The sequence below is a fragment of the Dokdonia donghaensis DSW-1 genome, from assembly GCF_001653755.1.
GTDB lineage: Bacteria > Bacteroidota > Bacteroidia > Flavobacteriales > Flavobacteriaceae > Dokdonia > Dokdonia donghaensis.
The window spans coordinates 2,588,484-2,606,140 of sequence record NZ_CP015125.1; the positions used below are offsets into that span (position 1 = coordinate 2,588,484).

The 17,657-nt window shown below is 36.9% G+C and carries 19 protein-coding genes; 12 read left to right on the plus strand and 7 right to left on the minus strand.

Annotated features, from left to right (window positions below; all coding sequences use genetic code 11):
- Positions 1-163 precede the first annotated feature (163 nt).
- From I597_RS11360 to I597_RS11375, 4 genes are read right to left on the minus strand one after another with little or no spacing between them, the layout of a single operon-like run.
- Positions 164-1,117: an AAA family ATPase gene (locus tag I597_RS11360; protein ID WP_035324651.1), complete on the minus strand. Its 954-nt coding sequence runs from the start codon at positions 1,115-1,117 to the stop codon at positions 164-166.
- Between the two features lie 8 nt (positions 1,118-1,125).
- Positions 1,126-2,556, minus strand: a complete 1,431-nt coding sequence (locus I597_RS11365; protein ID WP_316931549.1) for a peptidylprolyl isomerase — start codon at positions 2,554-2,556, stop codon at positions 1,126-1,128.
- On the minus strand, positions 2,540-3,397 hold the full coding sequence (locus I597_RS11370) for a hypothetical protein (RefSeq protein WP_035324650.1): 858 nt from the start codon (positions 3,395-3,397) through the stop codon (positions 2,540-2,542). The genes I597_RS11365 and I597_RS11370 overlap by 17 nt, the downstream gene beginning before the upstream one ends.
- On the minus strand, positions 3,390-5,291 hold the full coding sequence (locus I597_RS11375) for a peptidylprolyl isomerase (protein WP_160268162.1): 1,902 nt from the start codon (positions 5,289-5,291) through the stop codon (positions 3,390-3,392). Before I597_RS11375 ends, I597_RS11370 begins: the two co-directional genes overlap by 8 nt.
- A 172-nt stretch (positions 5,292-5,463) precedes the next feature.
- Between I597_RS11375 and I597_RS11380 the strand changes: the two genes are divergently transcribed.
- Together I597_RS11380 and I597_RS11385 are read left to right on the plus strand one after the other, a co-directional pair.
- The gene (locus I597_RS11380; RefSeq protein WP_035324648.1) at positions 5,464-5,697 is read left to right on the plus strand and encodes a hypothetical protein; all 234 of its coding nucleotides are present in this window, start codon (positions 5,464-5,466) and stop codon (positions 5,695-5,697) included.
- An 81-nt stretch (positions 5,698-5,778) separates the two neighbouring features.
- Positions 5,779-6,291, plus strand: coding sequence for an OmpH/Skp family outer membrane protein (locus I597_RS11385; protein WP_035324647.1), 513 nt, complete (start codon positions 5,779-5,781; stop codon positions 6,289-6,291).
- A gap of 128 nt (positions 6,292-6,419) precedes the next feature.
- Here the strand turns inward: I597_RS11385 and I597_RS11390 are convergent, their stop codons facing one another.
- From I597_RS11390 to hisF, 3 genes are read right to left on the minus strand one after another with little or no spacing between them, the layout of a single operon-like run.
- Complete coding sequence (locus tag I597_RS11390) at positions 6,420-7,295, minus strand: hypothetical protein (protein ID WP_035324646.1); 876 nt, start codon at positions 7,293-7,295, stop codon at positions 6,420-6,422.
- Between the two features lie 54 nt (positions 7,296-7,349).
- Complete coding sequence (gene hisIE / locus I597_RS11395; RefSeq protein ID WP_035324645.1) at positions 7,350-7,949, minus strand: bifunctional phosphoribosyl-AMP cyclohydrolase/phosphoribosyl-ATP diphosphatase HisIE; 600 nt, start codon at positions 7,947-7,949, stop codon at positions 7,350-7,352.
- 22 nt (positions 7,950-7,971) lie between these two features.
- Positions 7,972-8,727 carry an imidazole glycerol phosphate synthase subunit HisF gene (hisF, locus tag I597_RS11400; protein ID WP_035324644.1) on the minus strand — a complete coding sequence of 252 codons (756 nt, stop codon included), beginning with the start codon at positions 8,725-8,727 and terminating at the stop codon, positions 7,972-7,974.
- Between the two features lie 218 nt (positions 8,728-8,945).
- Here hisF and I597_RS11405 point away from each other — a divergent pair, with 218 nt between their 5' ends.
- From I597_RS11405 to arsC, 10 genes are all read left to right on the plus strand, one after another.
- Positions 8,946-9,137, plus strand: a complete 192-nt coding sequence (locus tag I597_RS11405; RefSeq protein ID WP_035324643.1) for a hypothetical protein — start codon at positions 8,946-8,948, stop codon at positions 9,135-9,137.
- A 42-nt stretch (positions 9,138-9,179) separates the two neighbouring features.
- Positions 9,180-9,596: a VOC family protein gene (locus I597_RS11410; protein WP_035324642.1), complete on the plus strand. Its 417-nt coding sequence runs from the start codon at positions 9,180-9,182 to the stop codon at positions 9,594-9,596.
- A gap of 3 nt (positions 9,597-9,599) precedes the next feature.
- The gene (locus I597_RS11415; protein WP_035324641.1) at positions 9,600-10,637 is read left to right on the plus strand and encodes an AI-2E family transporter; all 1,038 of its coding nucleotides are present in this window, start codon (positions 9,600-9,602) and stop codon (positions 10,635-10,637) included.
- 104 nt (positions 10,638-10,741) lie between these two features.
- Entirely contained in the window at positions 10,742-11,485 is a 744-nt protein-coding gene (gene ppgK / locus I597_RS11420) for a polyphosphate--glucose phosphotransferase (protein ID WP_035324640.1), read from the plus strand.
- A 112-nt stretch (positions 11,486-11,597) separates the two neighbouring features.
- On the plus strand, positions 11,598-14,117 hold the full coding sequence (locus tag I597_RS11425) for a M14 family zinc carboxypeptidase (RefSeq protein WP_035324639.1): 2,520 nt from the start codon (positions 11,598-11,600) through the stop codon (positions 14,115-14,117).
- 30 nt (positions 14,118-14,147) lie between these two features.
- Entirely contained in the window at positions 14,148-14,408 is a 261-nt protein-coding gene (locus I597_RS11430) for a hypothetical protein (protein WP_021778858.1), read from the plus strand.
- A gap of 244 nt (positions 14,409-14,652) precedes the next feature.
- Positions 14,653-15,861, plus strand: coding sequence for an MDR family MFS transporter (locus I597_RS11435; RefSeq protein ID WP_035324638.1), 1,209 nt, complete (start codon positions 14,653-14,655; stop codon positions 15,859-15,861).
- Positions 15,862-15,895: 34 nt separating this feature from the next.
- Positions 15,896-16,654 carry a DJ-1/PfpI family protein gene (locus tag I597_RS11440; RefSeq protein ID WP_035324637.1) on the plus strand — a complete coding sequence of 253 codons (759 nt, stop codon included), beginning with the start codon at positions 15,896-15,898 and terminating at the stop codon, positions 16,652-16,654.
- 1 nt (position 16,655) lies between these two features.
- Complete coding sequence (locus I597_RS11445; protein WP_035324636.1) at positions 16,656-17,288, plus strand: HAD family hydrolase; 633 nt, start codon at positions 16,656-16,658, stop codon at positions 17,286-17,288.
- 7 nt (positions 17,289-17,295) lie between these two features.
- Positions 17,296-17,643 (plus strand): arsenate reductase (glutaredoxin), encoded by a 348-nt coding sequence (gene arsC / locus I597_RS11450; protein ID WP_035324635.1) that lies wholly within the window; start codon positions 17,296-17,298, stop codon positions 17,641-17,643.
- The last annotated feature ends 14 nt before the right edge of the window (positions 17,644-17,657 follow it).

A 17,657-nucleotide genomic window follows, 5' to 3' on the forward strand; every position in this document is an offset into this window, starting at 1 on the left:
GAAATACACAAATTTGCGTTTTTACTTAAGTATTGAAATATCTTAAATATGGCAGATATTGAGAAAAAATTAGACAACACAAACCCCAAAATAAACATTTTACTGTTTATCAATCACTTGCTGTATATGAAGTATTAGGTGATAGCGCTTTCGCGAAAGCGTTCTAAAAAAGATCTTTAATAATAGACTCTATAGTGAGTCCCTCTGCCTCTGCTTTATAGTTTTTAATCATTCTATGCCTAAGGATACCGGTAGCTACGGCCTGTACATCTTCTATATCTGGCGAGAATTTACCATTTACAGCTGCGTGTGTCTTTGCACCAAGTATTAAGTTTTGAGACGCACGTGGTCCCGCTCCCCAGTCTATGTAATCATTTACTATCTGAGCAGCTTTTTCTGTCTTAGGTCTCGTCTTGCTTACTAGATTTACTGCATACTCTATCACATTATCTGCAACAGGGATGCGCCTCACTAGTTGCTGAAACTCTATAATCTGGGCTGCATTTAATAATGCACTTACTGTAGGCTTACTATCTGATGTGGTCGCTTTTACAACATCTACCTCTTCTTGAAAAGATGGGTAATCAAGATTAATAGAAAACATAAAGCGATCTAGTTGTGCCTCTGGCAGTGGGTAAGTTCCCTCCTGCTCGATAGGGTTTTGAGTAGCTAGCACAAAATATGGTAGTGATAAAGGATATCTCTGCCCAGCAACTGTAACCACACGCTCTTGCATCGCTTCTAGAAGGGCAGCTTGAGTCTTAGGTGGTGTACGGTTAATCTCATCTGCTAGAATAATATTAGAAAAGATAGGGCCTTTAATAAATTTAAACTGTCTAGACTCATCTAGTATCTCTGATCCTAATATATCACTAGGCATTAAGTCTGGAGTAAACTGTATACGTTTAAAATCAAGACCTAAGGTAGTGGCAATAGTGTTTACCATTAATGTCTTTGCAAGCCCAGGAACACCTATTAATAAAGCGTGGCCACCAGAAAAAATAGAGAGGAGAATCTCATCTATTACTTTTTCTTGACCTACTATTATTTTTGATATTTCTGTTTTGAGTAATCCGTGCTTTTGCACGAGATTCTTTATGGCTGCAACGTCAGACATCTATTTCTTTATTTTTTTAACCAGTTACTTACAAAATCACAATCACGGTTTTCTCCGTTGATTTTGATATAAGTCTCTGCAATTTTTTCTTCTTGCCACTTCTCTATGGCTTTAATTTGCTTTTGGCGTAAGGCAAGTTCTTTAATTTTTATGTAATCGTTTACATAGTCTGCCTTATGCTCTTCCAGTCTATTATTTACTGAATACAAAAGATACTGCTTTTGCCCTGTTCTAGTTTGATCTGTAAAAACAAGTGATACCTCACCATCCTCAAGGTCATCTATTTTTGAGTAAATATCTGGATCTACTTTAGTAAGTTCAAAACGTCTGCTACCTGTTTGTGGTATTGTAAGCGTACCTCCATCATACTTAGTTTCTTCCTCATCTGAAAATTCTTTTGCAGCCTCCTCAAAGGTTAACTCACCGTCTACAATGCGCTTTCTTACAAGTTTTACTAGATCTTTTGCTTCTTCTTCTTGAGCTTCTTTAATTTCTGGTACAAGCAGTATGTGACGTATGTCCTTACGTTCTCCTCTTGTTTTTTCTACATAAACAATGTGAAAACCAAACTCTGTCTCAAAAGGCTCACTTATCTCTCCATCTTGAAGGCTAAAGGCAACGTCTCTAAACTCTTTTACAAGTGGGGTGTTGCGGTCTATTACCATAAGACCTCCTTCTGATCTTGAACCTGGGTCTTGGGTATATAGTACAGCCTTTGTCGCAAAGCTACTTCCGTTCTCTAGAATATCTCTACGAAAACCTTTAAGGCGATCTATCACCTTCTGACGCTCTTCTTCTGAAGCCTTGGGCTCAATTACGATTCTTGATATTTCTAACTCTACTCCTACCGTAGGTACTTGATCTTCTGGAATACTCTCAAAAAATGTCTTAACCTCGTCTGGTGTTACATCTACCGTCTCAATGATTTTGTCATTCATTAATTCTGATAAGATAATATCTTTTCTAATTCCAAAAAGTTCGGCTCTTAAATCTGCCATATTATCCTTCTTGTAGAATTCTACAACCTTTTGTTCTGAACCTAACTGGCTCGAAAAACGTTGTATAATTTGATCTACCTCACTGTTTACTCTAGCATCTTGTACGATAAGACTATCTTGAACTGCCTGGTGAGCAAGTAATTTGCTTTCAAGTAAATTACCCATTACTTGGCAAGGTGTAACCTCTGAAGCTGCTTGTCCTTGATTTTTTATATCTGATAGGAACTTATCTATATCACTTTCTAGAATAAGGTACTCTCCTACTACACCTGCAACTCCATCTACCTTAAATTTGTCTATAGATATTTTTACAGTGTCCTTTTTTACTACTGGTGCTTCTTCAACTTCTGTAGTTACTGCTGCTGCAGTCACCTCTGTAGTTTGTGCAAAACCTATTTGTATAGCAAAAAACAGGACTAATATGTTAGTTGTAAATTTCAAATTTTTTGTTTTTAATAGCATCATCCTTAATCTCCTTTTCAAGCCTTTTTATAAGGGCTAACTTCCTTTTGTTATTAATAATCTGATTTATAGTAGGACGTACATATTCTAACGGTGCGATATCGTTGCGCCCTAGCGTATTTTTTACAGCGATCAAATATAATCCTAATGAATCTCGTAGCTGTATGAAATTTGTTTTTTTTAACAACTGTTTTGAATTTTCGTTGTTAATAATATTTATTTGGTTTATCACAACTCGCTCTTTTACCCATATTGAGTCGTTAAGGAAATGATTTTTATATTGAAACTTTAGAGAATCTAATGTCTTGGCGTCTCTATAATCTGAACTTCGAAATAACTTTTTTAATTCATTTAAGTCGCTATAGTCTTCTTCTACTTGTATAAACTTAAACTGAAGCAAGGGTTCGTTAAGTAAGAAATTCTGTCTATTATTTTCATAAAATGCTTTTGCTTCATTATCTGAAACTATACTATCCAACTGCTTATTAATAAGCGCATCTTTATAATAGCGTATATATAAATCCTTCCTGTATTTTGCTACTAGCGCCTCAAAGGCTTCTTGATCATCTTTTGGTAAATTACGCATAGCACCATCTAGCAATAATTGATCTGTCGCCCAATTATTTATATAGTTCTGTACAAAAGACGCACTATCTGTAATCGTATTTGATGACAGAATATCTTTTAATGTTTCTTCTGTAAGTGTATGGTCATTTACTCTAGCAATGACAGTCTCTTCTTCTGTTTTTTGAAAATAACCACATCCAGCCAACAAAAAAGTTAAGCTACCTAAAATAAAAAATGATTTATAATTACTCATTATATCTAGATATAAGCTTATTTAAAACTGTTTTGTTCACAGTAATGTTACTATCTTCCCTTAGACGATTTACAAATGTATCTTCAAGAAATTTTTGATAATCACTCATAACTTGTCCTCTTACATTTTGTAATGTGTTAGTCATTGCTTCATTAATAGAAACAACTTCATATACTAAGTAGTTCTCGCCTTCTTTTAAAAGTTCTTTATCTCCTATTCTTACTACTCCAGTCATAGGAAGGTCTTCTTTCACAAAATCTTTCAAGGTTACTATAATAGGCGAATCGTGCTTTTTCTTTAATACACTTAGTACGCTATTACTATTTTCTCCTTGTGTATTGCGCTTTAAGTAAGTACTGGCAATCTTCTTTTGAGATGTAGTAAACACCCGCGTTGTAAAAGTTTGTGATGCATTGTACCTTTCTATATTATTAATATAAAATGTTTTTAAACCTACACTATCTTTCTGAGCCTTATCCCAGATTTCTGTTTTTAAAAGGTCAAAAAGTAACAATCCCTCTTTATACTCTTTAATAAGAAGACCAAAATCTGAGTCTTGCTCCTCTAGATGTAATTTGTGATAAGTGATTAGAGCATTATTAACAAAATTTTCAACTTCTCTTTTTACAAAATAGTCTCTTGAAACGTATGGAGCCTTGCGATATTTTTTTTCAAGTGCTTGAGCAATATCTTTGTGAGTATAAACCTGATCTCCAACCTTAAGTGCCTCTCTCAACAACGCATTACCATCTGTAAACACATTTAACTTCTCTTCATAAACCTCTGGTAAAACAGACGTAAAATAGCTTACGATTTCTTGTTCTTGAGTGATATTATACTGTTCTCGTAATCTAGTATTAAGTTCTTGCGATAAAACACGGGCACGGGAGTCTTTTGTAACCCTCTTAGTAAGTGAAGGCTTCATTTTCTCAAAAGATAGTACGGGATTCTTCTTAATTAATTTTAAAATATGCCATCCAAATTTCGTTTTAAACGGCTCAGAAATGTCACCTACTTTTTTAAGATCAAATGCCGTATTCTCAAACTTGGAACTACTTAATTGACCTTTTTCAAAAGCACTTAATACCCCTCCTTTTTTTGCAGAGTTTTTATCATCACTATAATTAAGTGCTAATGTTTCGAAAGCTGCGCCTTTTGCAAGTAACGCTCTTACTTCTTTGATCTTTCCCTCTGCTATAATACTAGAATCTTTTTGCTTTAAAGCAATCATTATATGAGCAACCTGAACAGACCCCTGTGCTATTCTGGAAGCAGTAGGCTGTACTATATGATACCCGAAACTCGTTCTAAAGGGTTGAGAAACTTCATTAATCTTTGTAGTATATGCGGCGTTTTCAAAAGGATAAACCATTTTAAAAGCCTTAAACCACCCTAAGTCTCCGCCATTTTGCTTGGCAGATGGATCTTCACTATACTTACGTGCAATGAAAGCAAAATCTTCTCCTGCCACAATACGTTTTCTTGCCTCTAATAATTTATTAAAAGCCGTTAGCGTATCTTTTGGTAATGCATCTGGACGCACTCTTACAAGAATATGCCTTGCTCGAAGTTCATTTTTAGTTCTATTGTAGGCCTCTTCCACAAGCTTATCTGTCACTTGTACATCATTGAGATAATCTTTTGCCAGTTGTGTTCTATATGAGGCTATCTCTTTTTTATAAGACGCTTTGTTATGAAGCCCTTTTCTATAAGCTTCTTGAACTTTAAGCTTATAATCTATAAAGAGGTCTAGGTATTGTTCTGGTGAGTTCTCTTCTGCGTCGTTTATGAGAGCAAGATTTTTCTCATAAACACGCACAAAATCTACTGTAGTTACTTCATCATTATTTACTTTAAGTAATACCTCTTGCTGTCCTAAAGAGACAAAAGACATAAAAAAACAAACTATAAAGAGGTAACGCATATAAGGAATTAGTTATTTGCAAAAATAGGCATAATCAACCACTGTGCAATACCAACGGTTTTAAGTAATCTTTAGTACATCTATGCTGCTCTGTAAGCAGCATATTATATATTTTTGAACTCACATTATTAGAGCAACACCATTGGAAAAACTTAAACTTATATGGGACTTTAGGGGTCCAGACTCAGAAAAAATTGCCCTTCATCACGAGATACATCTTAAAGAGTATGCTAGTGCAAAAGGACTTAACGCACCTCTTACAGGTGTAGAAAGCCAATCTGAAGACTTTGCACTCGCTTATCTCGTTGTAGACAAGGATGCTATGAAACCAGTGAGAGACGACTTAAAACCACACAGAGGACAGCTCTTTACTTAAAAAAGCACCCTTGGCACAGATATTGTCTTCAATCACATATATTTGCACGCGCAAATGATAAATCTTAACAAAACACATACAATGAAAAAAATCGTACTCGCAATGTTAGTCGTGCTATTTACAGCAACAGCTTTTGCACAAAGTAAAGTAGGAACTGTAGATGCAGATTTTATCCTTACAAAAATGCCCGAGCTTACTGCTGCAAATGAAGAAGTAAAAAAATACAATCTTGATCTTGAGTCTCAAATGAAAGTAAAGATCGAAGATTATGAAGCAAAAGTAAAACTATACCAAGCGGGACAAGCAGGCTTTACAGACGAAGAAAGAAAAACTAAGCAAGGAGAAATCATTGCACTAGAAGACGATATTTCTAAATTTCGTCAGAATGGAGCACAACTTTTACAACTTAAACAATCTGAAGTAGTACAACCACTTTATAAGAAAATAGGTGAAGTTGTAACTACAGTGGCAAAAGAGCAAGGCTTCTCACACATCCTTACTATAGGTAATAACAACAACTTTGCATATGCAGATCCTGCATCAGACATCACGATGGCTGTACTTGCAAAAATGGGTATCAAAATAGAGGAGTAAAATCCTTACTACATCATAAAAAAAGCCGCTCTCTTAAGAAAGCGGCTTTTTTTACTTTGTCCCGTCCTGAAATAAGTTCAAATTGTGTCAACTTATTTTAGGACGACACAATTAAACTATATAGAATCTTAGAGGGCTTTCTTGTCTACAAGATAGCCAGCGATTTCCTTATATAATTTTAATTTATTTTCTTCTTTGAGCCACGTATGTTTTATTCTACCTAGTTTCCACTTATATCTATGTACTCTTAACTCTGTAAAACCAAGCTCTGCTGTTGCTACTCTCCCGCCCTTATTATTATAGAAGAAAACAATAGGATCTCCTGTTTTACCTGGTTTTTGACCTAGTTGAGAAGTGAGTGCTTGTTTAAAACGAGTGATCATTTTACCTATAACAACATCACCTTGTTTAATATCATATGTATCTAATATATAGTTGTTATTAGAAATCATATTAATATACGGTATAGTCTCTCTAGAACTATTTTTAAAAACTAGATATGGCCTAGCGGTCATATCTCTTTCTTCTATAAAATCAAGATCGTTCATTTCCTCAAGTTCTTGATTATACATTGCTGCTATCTCAAGAGGAATTTCTGGTACAGTTTTATAATAAGATTGTGCAGCTTCTTTATTAAGAGAGCCATCTTTATTGAGAATTCCTTTTTCTATAAAATAAGGAACGACTTTCTTTCTAGTCTGAGAGTATTCATTCTTTATATCTAGACCAGCAACTATGTTGAGCGATGGTATAGTAACTTCATTATAAGCATAAACTTCTTCCTCTCCCTCTATAGGCGAGTGCAAGGTTTCATACTTATAGATGACTATAGGGTTTCCATCTAAATCAGAGTAAGTAAAGAGTTTATTTTTTAAAGAATCCTTTGTTTTGACAATAGTTCCTACATTAACTTTATCAATGTAGACATCATCTTTTTTAACTTTTACTTTTTGAGCTGTTAGTAATACTGGAAATAATACAAAAGCTAGAATGATTTTTTTCATTTAAATGATTTAGGTTTTAAGTCCTAAATGTAATAAATTACTTACAACCTATGCTTATTTATGTCTAGCAATAAGTGTTTTTTCTATATCACGAAGGTGAAACCCTTTTGCCTGTAATAAAACCATATAGTGGAACAAGAGGTCTGCGCTTTCATTAAGGAATAGGTGATCGTTATCATCTTTTGCCTCAATAACCACCTCTACGGCCTCTTCTCCTACCTTTTGAGCTACTTTATTAATCCCACTTCTAAAGAGTGACGCAACATAAGAGTCTGCTGTATCCTTAGTATTCCAGCGATCTTCTATGACTTCTTCGAGTTTTGATAAAAACCCAAAATTTACCTTGTTAGTCTCTCCCCAGCAAGTATCTGTACCTTTATGACAAGTAGGTCCTTGAGGGGTTACTTGTACTAGCAAAGTATCATTATCACAATCTACCTCAATAGTTTCTAGATGTAAATAGTTTTTTGTCTCTTCTCCCTTAGTCCATAGTCTACCTTTAGAACGGCTAAAGAAAGTCACCTTTTTTGACGCAAGTGTTTTCTCATAAGCCTCAAGATTCATAAAGCCTAGCATCAACACATTTTTAGTTCTTATATCTTGTATAATTGCTGGAACAAGACCGTTTTCATACTTATCAAAATCTATTTTCATTGCTTGTAATATCTGGTAAAAGTTATAATCTCATCGCAATCCCTTGCGTGGCTAACTCTTCTTTTAAACTTGGAATTTCTATTTCTTTAAAGTGAAAAACACTGGCTGCAAGAGCTGCATCTGCCTTACCCTCTGTAAAAGCATCTGCAAAGTGTTGCATATTTCCCGCTCCTCCACTTGCAATTATTGGGATATTCAGACTTTCAGAAAGTCTGGCTAGCGCCTCGTTTGCAAAACCATCTTTTGTACCATCATTATCCATAGAGGTAAAAAGTATTTCACCAGCACCGCGCTCTTCTACTTCTTTTGCCCAGTCAAAGAGGTTGTACTCTGTAGGCACCTTTCCTCCTACTAAATGTACAATCCACCCTCCTTCTACATACTTTGCGTCTATGGCGACAACAATACATTGAGAACCAAATTTTGCTACAAGCTCATTTATGAGTTCTGGTCTTTTTACAGCACTAGAGTTTATAGAAACTTTATCTGCACCATTCTGTAATAAGATATCTACATCTTCTACAGACGATATTCCTCCCCCTACGGTAAATGGTATGTTTACTTGAGAGGCCACTCTTAACACTAGATCTGCAAGGGTCTTACGACGTTCCTCTGTAGCAGATATGTCTAAAAACACAAGCTCATCTGCTCCTGTCTCTGAGTAGATCTTTGCAAGTGCTACTGGATCACCAGCATCTCTAAGGTTTACAAAGTTTGTTCCCTTTACAGTTCTACCGTCCTTAATATCTAAACAAGGAATAATACGCTTAGTAATCACGTGATGTATCTTTCTGAATGTTCATATTATAAAAAACGCAAATTTATAGAAAACCACCTCTATAAACTTACAATTGGTCACAGCATTTCTTAAACCCTCTTAAAATTTAATCCAAATTCACAAAGTGCTATTAATAATCTTGTAATAACGTGTTAAGCCATCACGGTAAAAGGTCATATCTCTTTACCTTTAATTTTATAAATAACAAATACTGTCAAATGATCAAACTTATAGGTGTCATTGCACTAGTTGCGGGAGCAATATTACTTGTTTTAGGAGTTCTTGGAATTTTCGGGAGTCTAGAAACAGGTATAAGTCCGTGGGCATTTACTATATTAGGTTTGATCTTTTTCTTCTCTGGTATCTCTCTATTAAAACACATAAATGATACAGATACACTAGATAAATAAAAAAAATTGTGCGTAGCTTAGTAATTCAATTTTATACTAAAAATGAGTACAAGACCATTTCACCTCGCCATACCTGTAGATAATTTAGAAAAAGCACGCGCCTTCTATCGCGATATACTTGACCTACCTGAAGGCCGCAGCAGCGACCACTGGGTAGATTTCAACTTTTTCGGTCACCAGCTAGTGATTCATTACAAGGAAAAATCTACTGTAGATGAAATCCATAATGAAGTAGATGGTAAAGCGGTACCTGTTCCTCATTTTGGAGTTGTACTCGCTTGGGAAGATTTTGAAGCATTTGCCGAAAAAATAGCACCACACGTAGATTTTGTAATAGAACCTTATGTACGCTTTAAAGGTCTAACTGGAGAGCAAACTACAATGTTCTTCTATGACCCTTGCGGTAACGCGCTTGAGTTTAAAGCCTTTAGAGACGACTCTCAAATATTTGCCAAATAATATATGCAAACACTCAAACCTAACCTTTTACGACAGTTCTTTATCATCTTTTTAATCATTCTATTTGGGTGGTTAATATTTAAGGAGATGGCAACCTATCTATCAGGTATACTAGGTGCGATTACACTCTTTGTTTTATTACGTAAGTGGCAAGAATATCTAGTAAAAAAAAGAAAATGGAACTCTAGCGTTTCCGCTTGCGTTCTTATGGCAGGCTCATTTCTTGTAATACTAGTACCTATTGCTGGGCTTGTATTAATGCTCACCTCAAAAATTAGTAAAGCGGTAGAAAATAGTGGCAAAGTCATAAACATTGTAAAAACAGAAATGGCAGATATAGAGTCTCGTTTTGGTCTTGATATCGCAAGCTCCATAGACACCAGTTCTGTAACAGACTGGATAAGTAGTAACCTTCAAGGGCTAGCCGGTGGGACCTTTAATGTATTTATCGCCATAGGTCTTATGTATTTTATGCTGTATTATATGCTTACTAATAGAAGGACTTTTAGAGAGTCTATGCTAGAGTATATACCCCTCAGTGAGAAAAACTTAAAACTCATAGGTAAAGATAGTCAGGAACTTGTAAAGTCAAATGCCATAGGCATACCACTAGTAGCATTACTACAGGGACTTGTGGCACTTATAGGCTTTTTAATACTTGGTGTAGAAGATCCCTTTTTCTGGTTTGCAATTGTCACCGTTGGGTCTATGATACCATTTGTAGGTACCGCCTTAGGTATCGTACCAGTGTGCATCATTCTATACGCTGCTGGTGACATCTGGCAAGCCATCGTGATGGTTATTTATGGTACAGTCGTAGTAGGCTCTACAGATAATCTTTTTAGACTCGTGATTCAAAAGCGACTGGCAGACGTTCACCCACTTATTACCATTATAGGAGTTATCGTAGGTGTGCCTTTGTTTGGTTTTATAGGTCTCATTTTTGGACCTATTGTAGTTAGTATTTTTCTGCTTATTGTAAAAATTTACAAACAAGAATATGGCAAAGAAGTGCCTTCAAAACAAGAAGGAGTACTATAATTATCTGATTATCTTGTGTTACGCTTTCGCGAAAGCGGACTCACCCGCACCACTTCTATATTATTCAAAAATTCCTATCTTTCGCCACACAAAAACCATCATAGATGAAGATATTAGGTATCGACATAGGCGGAACGGGAATAAAAGGTGTCCCTGTAGATCTGGAAACAGAAGAGTATATAGGTGAACGTTTTAGAATAGAAACCCCGCGCCCTGCAAAACCTAAAGCTGTAGCAGATTGTGTACAGCAACTCGTAAATCACTTTAACTGGACGGGACCCATAGGTATAGGCTTTCCTACCGTAATCGTAGATGGTAAAGCTATGGCGTATGGCAATATGCACAAGAGCTGGATGGATGTACAGATAGATGAACTTTTTTCAAAAAAAACCGGTTTACCTTGCTCTGTTATAAACGATGCAGATGCAGCAAGTCTTGCCGAAGTAAGATATGGAGCCGGAAAAGACTTAAAGGGTCTGGTTGCTGTGATCACAGTAGGCACAGGTATAGGCTCTGGACTTTGTTATAACGGTAAACTCATCCCAAATTTTGAATTTGGTCGTATTCCATACAAGAAAAAGCCTATTGAAAAATATGCAGCAAACTCTGTAAGAAAGGAAGAAAAACTCACTTATAAAGAGTGGGCAGAGCGCTTTAATTTCTTTCTTAAAAATGTAGAGTTAATATGTACACCTAACCATTATATAATAGGCGGTGGTATAAGTAAGCATATGGCAGAGTTTGAAAGATATCTTACTACAGATATTCCTATTGTTGCAGCAAAAACTAAGAATCACGCTGGCATTATCGGTGCTGCTTGTGGCTATCTAGATAAACTAGAACGCTAGTCTTGTGTTCATATCCAATACAACTCCATATTTTAGTTAACAATTGTAACGTGCAGGCGTTACTTCTTTTGCTTATTTTTAAAGTCTAACAACTCAAAAAATAGCTTATAGAATGCGCTTATTACTCGTACTTATTACCCTACTATTAAGTAGCCTATCTATGCTCGCACAAAGCGGAAAGGTAGATATGGATTACTATTTACCTACAGATGTCACTTATAATCCAAATATACCTACACCAGAAAGTGTTTTAGGCTACACACCTGGAGAGTGGCACGTAAGTCACGACAAGTTATCAGAATATATGCGCACGCTTGCAGCAGCAAGTGACCGTATGACTATAGAAAGTCGAGGAGCTACCTTTGAGGGAAGACCTATTTTATTACTAACGGTCACCTCACCTAGTAATCACTCCAATATTGAAAATATACGTAAAGAACACGTAAAACTGGTGGAAGATGGCAGTGCTAGCTTGAGCACAAGCAGTATGCCTATTGTAGTATACCAAGGGATGTCTATACACGGTAATGAACCTTCTGGCGCAAATGCAGGGCTTATAGCTGCATACTATCTCGCTGCCGCTCAAGGACCTAAAATAGATGCACTACTAGATAACACCATTATACTTTTTGACCCATCATTTAATCCAGATGGTTTACAACGTTTTGCTTACTGGGCAAATACAAATAAGAGTATAAACATAAATGCAGACCCTCAAGACCGCGAGTATGACGAGGTATGGCCAGGTGGTCGTACTAACCACTACTGGTTTGATATGAACAGAGACTGGCTTCCAGTACAACTACCAGAGTCAAGAGCGCGTATTAAGACATTTCATACCTGGTATCCTAACATTCTTACAGACCATCACGAGATGGGATCTAACAGTAGCTTTTTCTTTCAGCCAGGTATACAATCTCGTACACACCCGCTCACACCTGCGCTTAACCAAGAACTCACAAAGCAAATAGGGAACTACCACGCGGCAGCGTTAGATAAAATAGGCAGCTTTTACTATACAGAAGAGAGTTTTGATGATTTCTATTACGGTAAAGGATCTACCTTTCCAGACATAAATGGTGGTATAGGTATTCTCTTTGAGCAAGGAAGTAGCCGCGGCCACGCCCAAGAAACAGAAAACGGTTTACTTGAGTTTCCGTTTACCATACGTAACCAGTTTACAGCTATTCTATCTACCCTTGAGGCTGCACAAGGTATGCGCAAGCAACTACTAGACTATCAACGTGACTTTTTTAATAACGCTCGAGGCGAAAAAGGGAGTGGCGCATATGCCTTTGGGAGTGAAAAAGATGCCGGTAGCGCATACCACCTAGCAGAGGTACTTAAAAGACATCAAATAAAAGTACACGAGGTTGCACAAGACTTCTCGCAAGATGGAGCAAACTTTAAAAAAGGAATGAGCTACATCGTCCCAAAAAACCAAAGACAGAGCCGCCTCATAAAAGCGATGTTTGAAAAACGCACAACTTTTCAAGATAGCTTGTTTTATGATATAAGTGCTTGGTCTTTTCCACTCTCTTTTGGTGTAGATTTTACAGAAAATGCATCTTTAAGCAAAGCTAGTAACGAGATACAAGGTTTAAAAAGAAAACCTACCCCAGCAGTTGCCACAAGCACCTATGCATATCTTATGGAGTGGCACGATTACTATACACCTAAGGCGCTCAACACCATACTTAACAAGGGTATTAGAACAAAGGTGGGTATGCAAAAATTTAGTGTAGAGGGTACCTCTTATGACTATGGTACCATAATGATACCTGTGCAAAATCAATCGCTTAATAAGCAAGAACTAGCTAGTTTTATAAACGAAGTAGCACAAGATGCAAACGTAACCATCAAGGCAGTAAGTACTGGCCTCACAGAAGGTATAGATCTTGGTAGTAACCAGTTTAGAGCATTAGAGCCTGCTCGCGTGGCAATGATAGTGGGTGAAGGTATTAACCCCTATGATGCGGGAGAGATGTGGCACCTATTTGACACACGTTACAATATGCGTATCACAAAAATTGATACTAAAGACCTTGGTCGCGCAGACTTGTCTAGATACACAGACATCATATTACCTAATTTGTGGGGTAACGCCATAAACAATAGCAACACAGACAAGATAAAACAGTGGGTACGTTCTGGAGGGACCCTCATAGGTTATAAAAACGTAGCAAACTGGTTTGAAAGAAATAAGATGCTAGACATAGAATTTGTAAAAACTAAAAACCCTGCAAAAAACGTAAGCTTTGAGCAACGTAGAGATTTTACAGGAGCACAAGTAATAGGAGGTGCAATTTTTGAAGCAAAGCAAGATCGCTCGCACCCTATTAATTTTGGGTATACGGGCGATAAAGTATCTCTTTTTAGAAACACCACGCTATTTATAAAAGCAGACTCTACAAGCTACAAGAACCCTATACAGTACACTAAGTCACCATTACAAGCTGGTTACATCTCTAAGATTAATCTTAAAGCAATCCCAGAGACGAGACCTTTTGTACACCAGAGTACAGGGCGTGGTGAGGTTATCTTATTTACAGATAACACAAATTTTAGAGCGTTCTGGTATGGAACAAACAAACTGCTTATGAATGCTATTTTCTTCGGGAGTGAGATGTAATATTTATTTAAAAAAACTCAATTTCAGATAATGAAAATAGATTATTCAACAAAGACAACGGCACAACTGCTCTCTAACTTAAATATGATTAAGGTGCTCATTGTTGCCCTACTCATCATCTTATCATTACTTATAGGCATATCTATTTATGGTATGCTCACAAAGGACGATAATGCCACATTTATAGCAACACTAGCGGTAGGCTTATGCTGTTCGGCAACATTGCCTATGCAGTTTATGTCTAAAAAAGCAATCAAGGCAGAATTAATAAAGAGAGAAGAGACATTATAAATAGAAACGTATTACGCTTTCGCGAAAGCGTACTCAACTCAATTATTTTTATAACTTTACACCACATTATGAATTTAGTCACAACATATAAACTTACCTCGTGCACACTACTGCGCCAGACTTGATATGTTGTCACTATATGATCATAAAAAGTAACAATATTAAAGAGTCCGGCCACCACGCTGGACTCTTTATATTTATGGGCAAGCGTAGGTCTTAACAAGCTAACCAACCAACCAACTGTATGAAAACACTGCTGCGCAATTACCTTAAAACCTTTGATGGCTTATCAAGAGAGATCTGGTGGCTGTCACTCATCACGCTCATTAATAGATCTGGGGCGATGGTTATCCCATTCTTGTCTATTTACCTCAATAAGAGTTTACATTTTAGCCTACAAGACGTCGCTTGGATAATGACTTCGTACGGTCTAGGTTCTTTTGCTGGTGCTTGGATAGGCGGTAAACTAAGCGATATAATAGGGTATTATAAAGTCATTTTATTAAGCCTGCTCCTCACCGGTATTAACTTTTTATGGGTAATGCACGTAGAGAGTTTCTGGATGATGTGTATTTCATTCTTTGTTCTTATTGCAGTGGCAGATATGGGACGCCCTGCCTTTTTTGTAGCACTAAGTGCCTACTCAAAACCAGAAAATAAAACACGTTCATTAACACTCATTAGGCTCGCAATTAATCTAGGCTTTTCTGTAGGTCCCGCCATAGGTGGTTTTCTGGTAGCACTCTCTGGATACCAGACACTATTTTATGTAGATGGCATCACCTGCTTGCTTGCGGGTGTACTTATGATGCAAGTACTCAACCCTAAAAAGACTAAAGAGTTAGATAAGGAAGTAGTTGTTCAAAACCCCGTAAAACCGCTTAAGGATACACCTTATGTATTATTCTTAATAGCGCTTGCGCTTTTTGGGATCATATTTGTACAATATTTTTCTACTGTGCCCCTTTATTACAAGGATGCTTATAAACTTGATGAAGACGCCATAGGCCTTATACTAGCACTTAATGGCGCACTCATTGTTGTGTTTGAAATGCCACTCATAGCCTGGATGGAAAAAAAGGCGCTTACTAACGTACAAAGCACCATTGTAGGTTTGCTTATGACGGGCGCAAGTTTTCTATTACTGTTGTGGGAGACTTGGGTAGGTGTTGTTGTGATAGGTATGGTAATCGCAACCTTTGGAGAGATGATTTCCTTCCCTTTTAGTAACAAATTTGCCTTAGACAGATCTAAACTAGGGAGACAAGGAGCATATATGGGTGTTTACAGTATGTCATTTTCTGTAGCTCATATTTTTGGTCACAACAGCGGGATGCAAATTACTGCATATTATGGCTTTCAGACCACTTGGCTATTTTTAATAGGCCTCACACTTATTGCCTGGCTCCTACTCTACATTGTAAAGAGAATGCTTGCCAAAGAAACCCTATGAGAACTCGTATCTTTATCATTAAAAAGAGAACCTAATGAAATACTATATACTACTACTTACAACGCTTATATTAATAGGTTGCAATACAGAACCTAAAACTATAGAACAGCTGGCTGTTACTAATAAGGTTGATAACGCTTTCGCGAAAGCAAAAGCTGTACTAGACTCAACGCGCTACAATGTAGCCTTCTTAATTATGGATGGCACTTTTAACACAGAGCTTACGGCACCATTTGACATTTTTCAGCATACAATTTATAGAGAAAATATAAAAGCGATGAATGTTTTTACAGTGGCAAATACCCTACAACCTGTGCGTACCTTTGAAGGGATGTATCTACTACCAGACTTTGACTATACTAGCGAAGACCTACCTAAAATAGATATACTCGTTGTACCAAGTGCAGAGCATCATCTAGATACAGATCTGGAGGATGAAGCACTCATTAACTTTGTAAAAAAAGTAGATAAAGAGGCTACGTATGTAACCTCACATTGTGATGGTGCTTTTGTACTTGCAAAGGCAGGTTTACTAGACAACAGTGTCTCAACGACCTTCCCGAGTGACATCGATAAGATGCGCGAGACGTTTCCTAATCTTGATATAAGAAAAGATGTATTATTTGTACACGACGGGAAGTATATCACCTCTGCCGGAGGTGCAAAAAGTTTTGAGGCTGCTCTCTATCTTACCGAACTTCTTTACGGGGCAGAAATTGCAAGATCACTAGCCGGAGGCCTAGTGATAGACTGGAAACTAGATGATGTACCACACCTCATAACAAAGGAATAGTATGAAAAATTCAAAAATCACCACCGTCATATTTGACTTAGGAGGCGTTCTCATAGACTGGAGTCCCGAGTATGTATATCTCAAAGAGTTTAGAGGCGATCGAGAGAAAATGGACTGGTTTTTAGAACACGTTTGTGCTTGGGACTGGAATGTAAATCAAGATGCAGGCTATCCATTAGAAAAAGCAACCAAAGAGCGTATAGCGATGTTTCCAGAATATGAAGAGCTCATAAAAATGTATTACGGCCGCTGGGAGGAGATGCTTGGTTTTACACACCTAGACACGCTAAAAATATTAAAAGAACTAGTAGATAATCCAGACTATAGAGTGCTAGCATTAACAAACTGGAGCGGAGAAACCTTTCCTGTTGCGCTAGAAAAGTTTCCTTGGCTGCAGTGGTTTGAAGGAATTCTAGTCTCTGGTGATGAAGGTACACGCAAACCTTTTAAAGAAATTTACGATCTTATGCTAAACAGGTATCATATTAATCCAGCAGAGGCTGTTTTTATAGATGACAGTCTTAGCAATGTTGAGGGCTGTAAGCGCTCTGGCATAGCAGGAATTCATTTTAAAAATGTAAAAACTCTAGCTGTACAACTTAGAACACTAGGTGTACACGTAACTTTACAATAATTATATAATGATTAAAATATATCACAATCCTCGTTGTACAAAAAGTAGACAAGGTCTTGCTGTCGTAGAGGCATCTGGAAAAGAATTTGAACTAGTCAAGTATCTTGATACTTCTCTTAGTACAGAGCAACTTAATGAGATTATAAACATACTGGATATTAAACCCATAGAGCTCGTTAGAAAAAATGAAGCCATCTGGAAAAGTAATTATAAAGGTAAAGACCTCACAGATGCTCAAATAGTGGCTGCGATGAGTGAAAATCCAAAATTAATTGAGCGTCCCATTGTAATTCTCGATAAAAATGGCGTTATTGGTAGACCAACAGAGTTAATTAATGAACTCTTAGAGAAATAAATAACTACAATTTT

Excerpts from the sequence above, each read along its gene's own strand:
- I597_RS11445 (WP_035324636.1), top strand. The coding sequence starts at position 16,656 with ATGAAAAATTCAAAAATCACCACCGTCATATTTGACTTAGGAGGCGTT.
- I597_RS11425 (WP_035324639.1), top strand. The coding sequence starts at position 11,598 with ATGCGCTTATTACTCGTACTTATTACCCTACTATTAAGTAGCCTATCT.
- ppgK (WP_035324640.1), top strand. The coding sequence starts at position 10,742 with ATGAAGATATTAGGTATCGACATAGGCGGAACGGGAATAAAAGGTGTC.
- I597_RS11370 (WP_035324650.1), bottom strand. The coding sequence starts at position 3,397 with ATGAGTAATTATAAATCATTTTTTATTTTAGGTAGCTTAACTTTTTTG.
- I597_RS11385 (WP_035324647.1), top strand. The coding sequence starts at position 5,779 with ATGAAAAAAATCGTACTCGCAATGTTAGTCGTGCTATTTACAGCAACA.
- I597_RS11440 (WP_035324637.1), top strand. The coding sequence starts at position 15,896 with ATGAAATACTATATACTACTACTTACAACGCTTATATTAATAGGTTGC.
- I597_RS11430 (WP_021778858.1), top strand. The coding sequence starts at position 14,148 with ATGAAAATAGATTATTCAACAAAGACAACGGCACAACTGCTCTCTAAC.
- I597_RS11435 (WP_035324638.1), top strand. The coding sequence starts at position 14,653 with ATGAAAACACTGCTGCGCAATTACCTTAAAACCTTTGATGGCTTATCA.
- hisIE (WP_035324645.1), bottom strand. The coding sequence starts at position 7,949 with ATGAAAATAGATTTTGATAAGTATGAAAACGGTCTTGTTCCAGCAATT.
- I597_RS11405 (WP_035324643.1), top strand. The coding sequence starts at position 8,946 with ATGATCAAACTTATAGGTGTCATTGCACTAGTTGCGGGAGCAATATTA.
- I597_RS11410 (WP_035324642.1), top strand. The coding sequence starts at position 9,180 with ATGAGTACAAGACCATTTCACCTCGCCATACCTGTAGATAATTTAGAA.
- arsC (WP_035324635.1), top strand. The coding sequence starts at position 17,296 with ATGATTAAAATATATCACAATCCTCGTTGTACAAAAAGTAGACAAGGT.
- I597_RS11375 (WP_160268162.1), bottom strand. The coding sequence starts at position 5,291 with ATGTCTTTTGTCTCTTTAGGACAGCAAGAGGTATTACTTAAAGTAAAT.
- I597_RS11415 (WP_035324641.1), top strand. The coding sequence starts at position 9,600 with ATGCAAACACTCAAACCTAACCTTTTACGACAGTTCTTTATCATCTTT.
- I597_RS11390 (WP_035324646.1), bottom strand. The coding sequence starts at position 7,295 with ATGAAAAAAATCATTCTAGCTTTTGTATTATTTCCAGTATTACTAACA.
- I597_RS11360 (WP_035324651.1), bottom strand. The coding sequence starts at position 1,117 with ATGTCTGACGTTGCAGCCATAAAGAATCTCGTGCAAAAGCACGGATTA.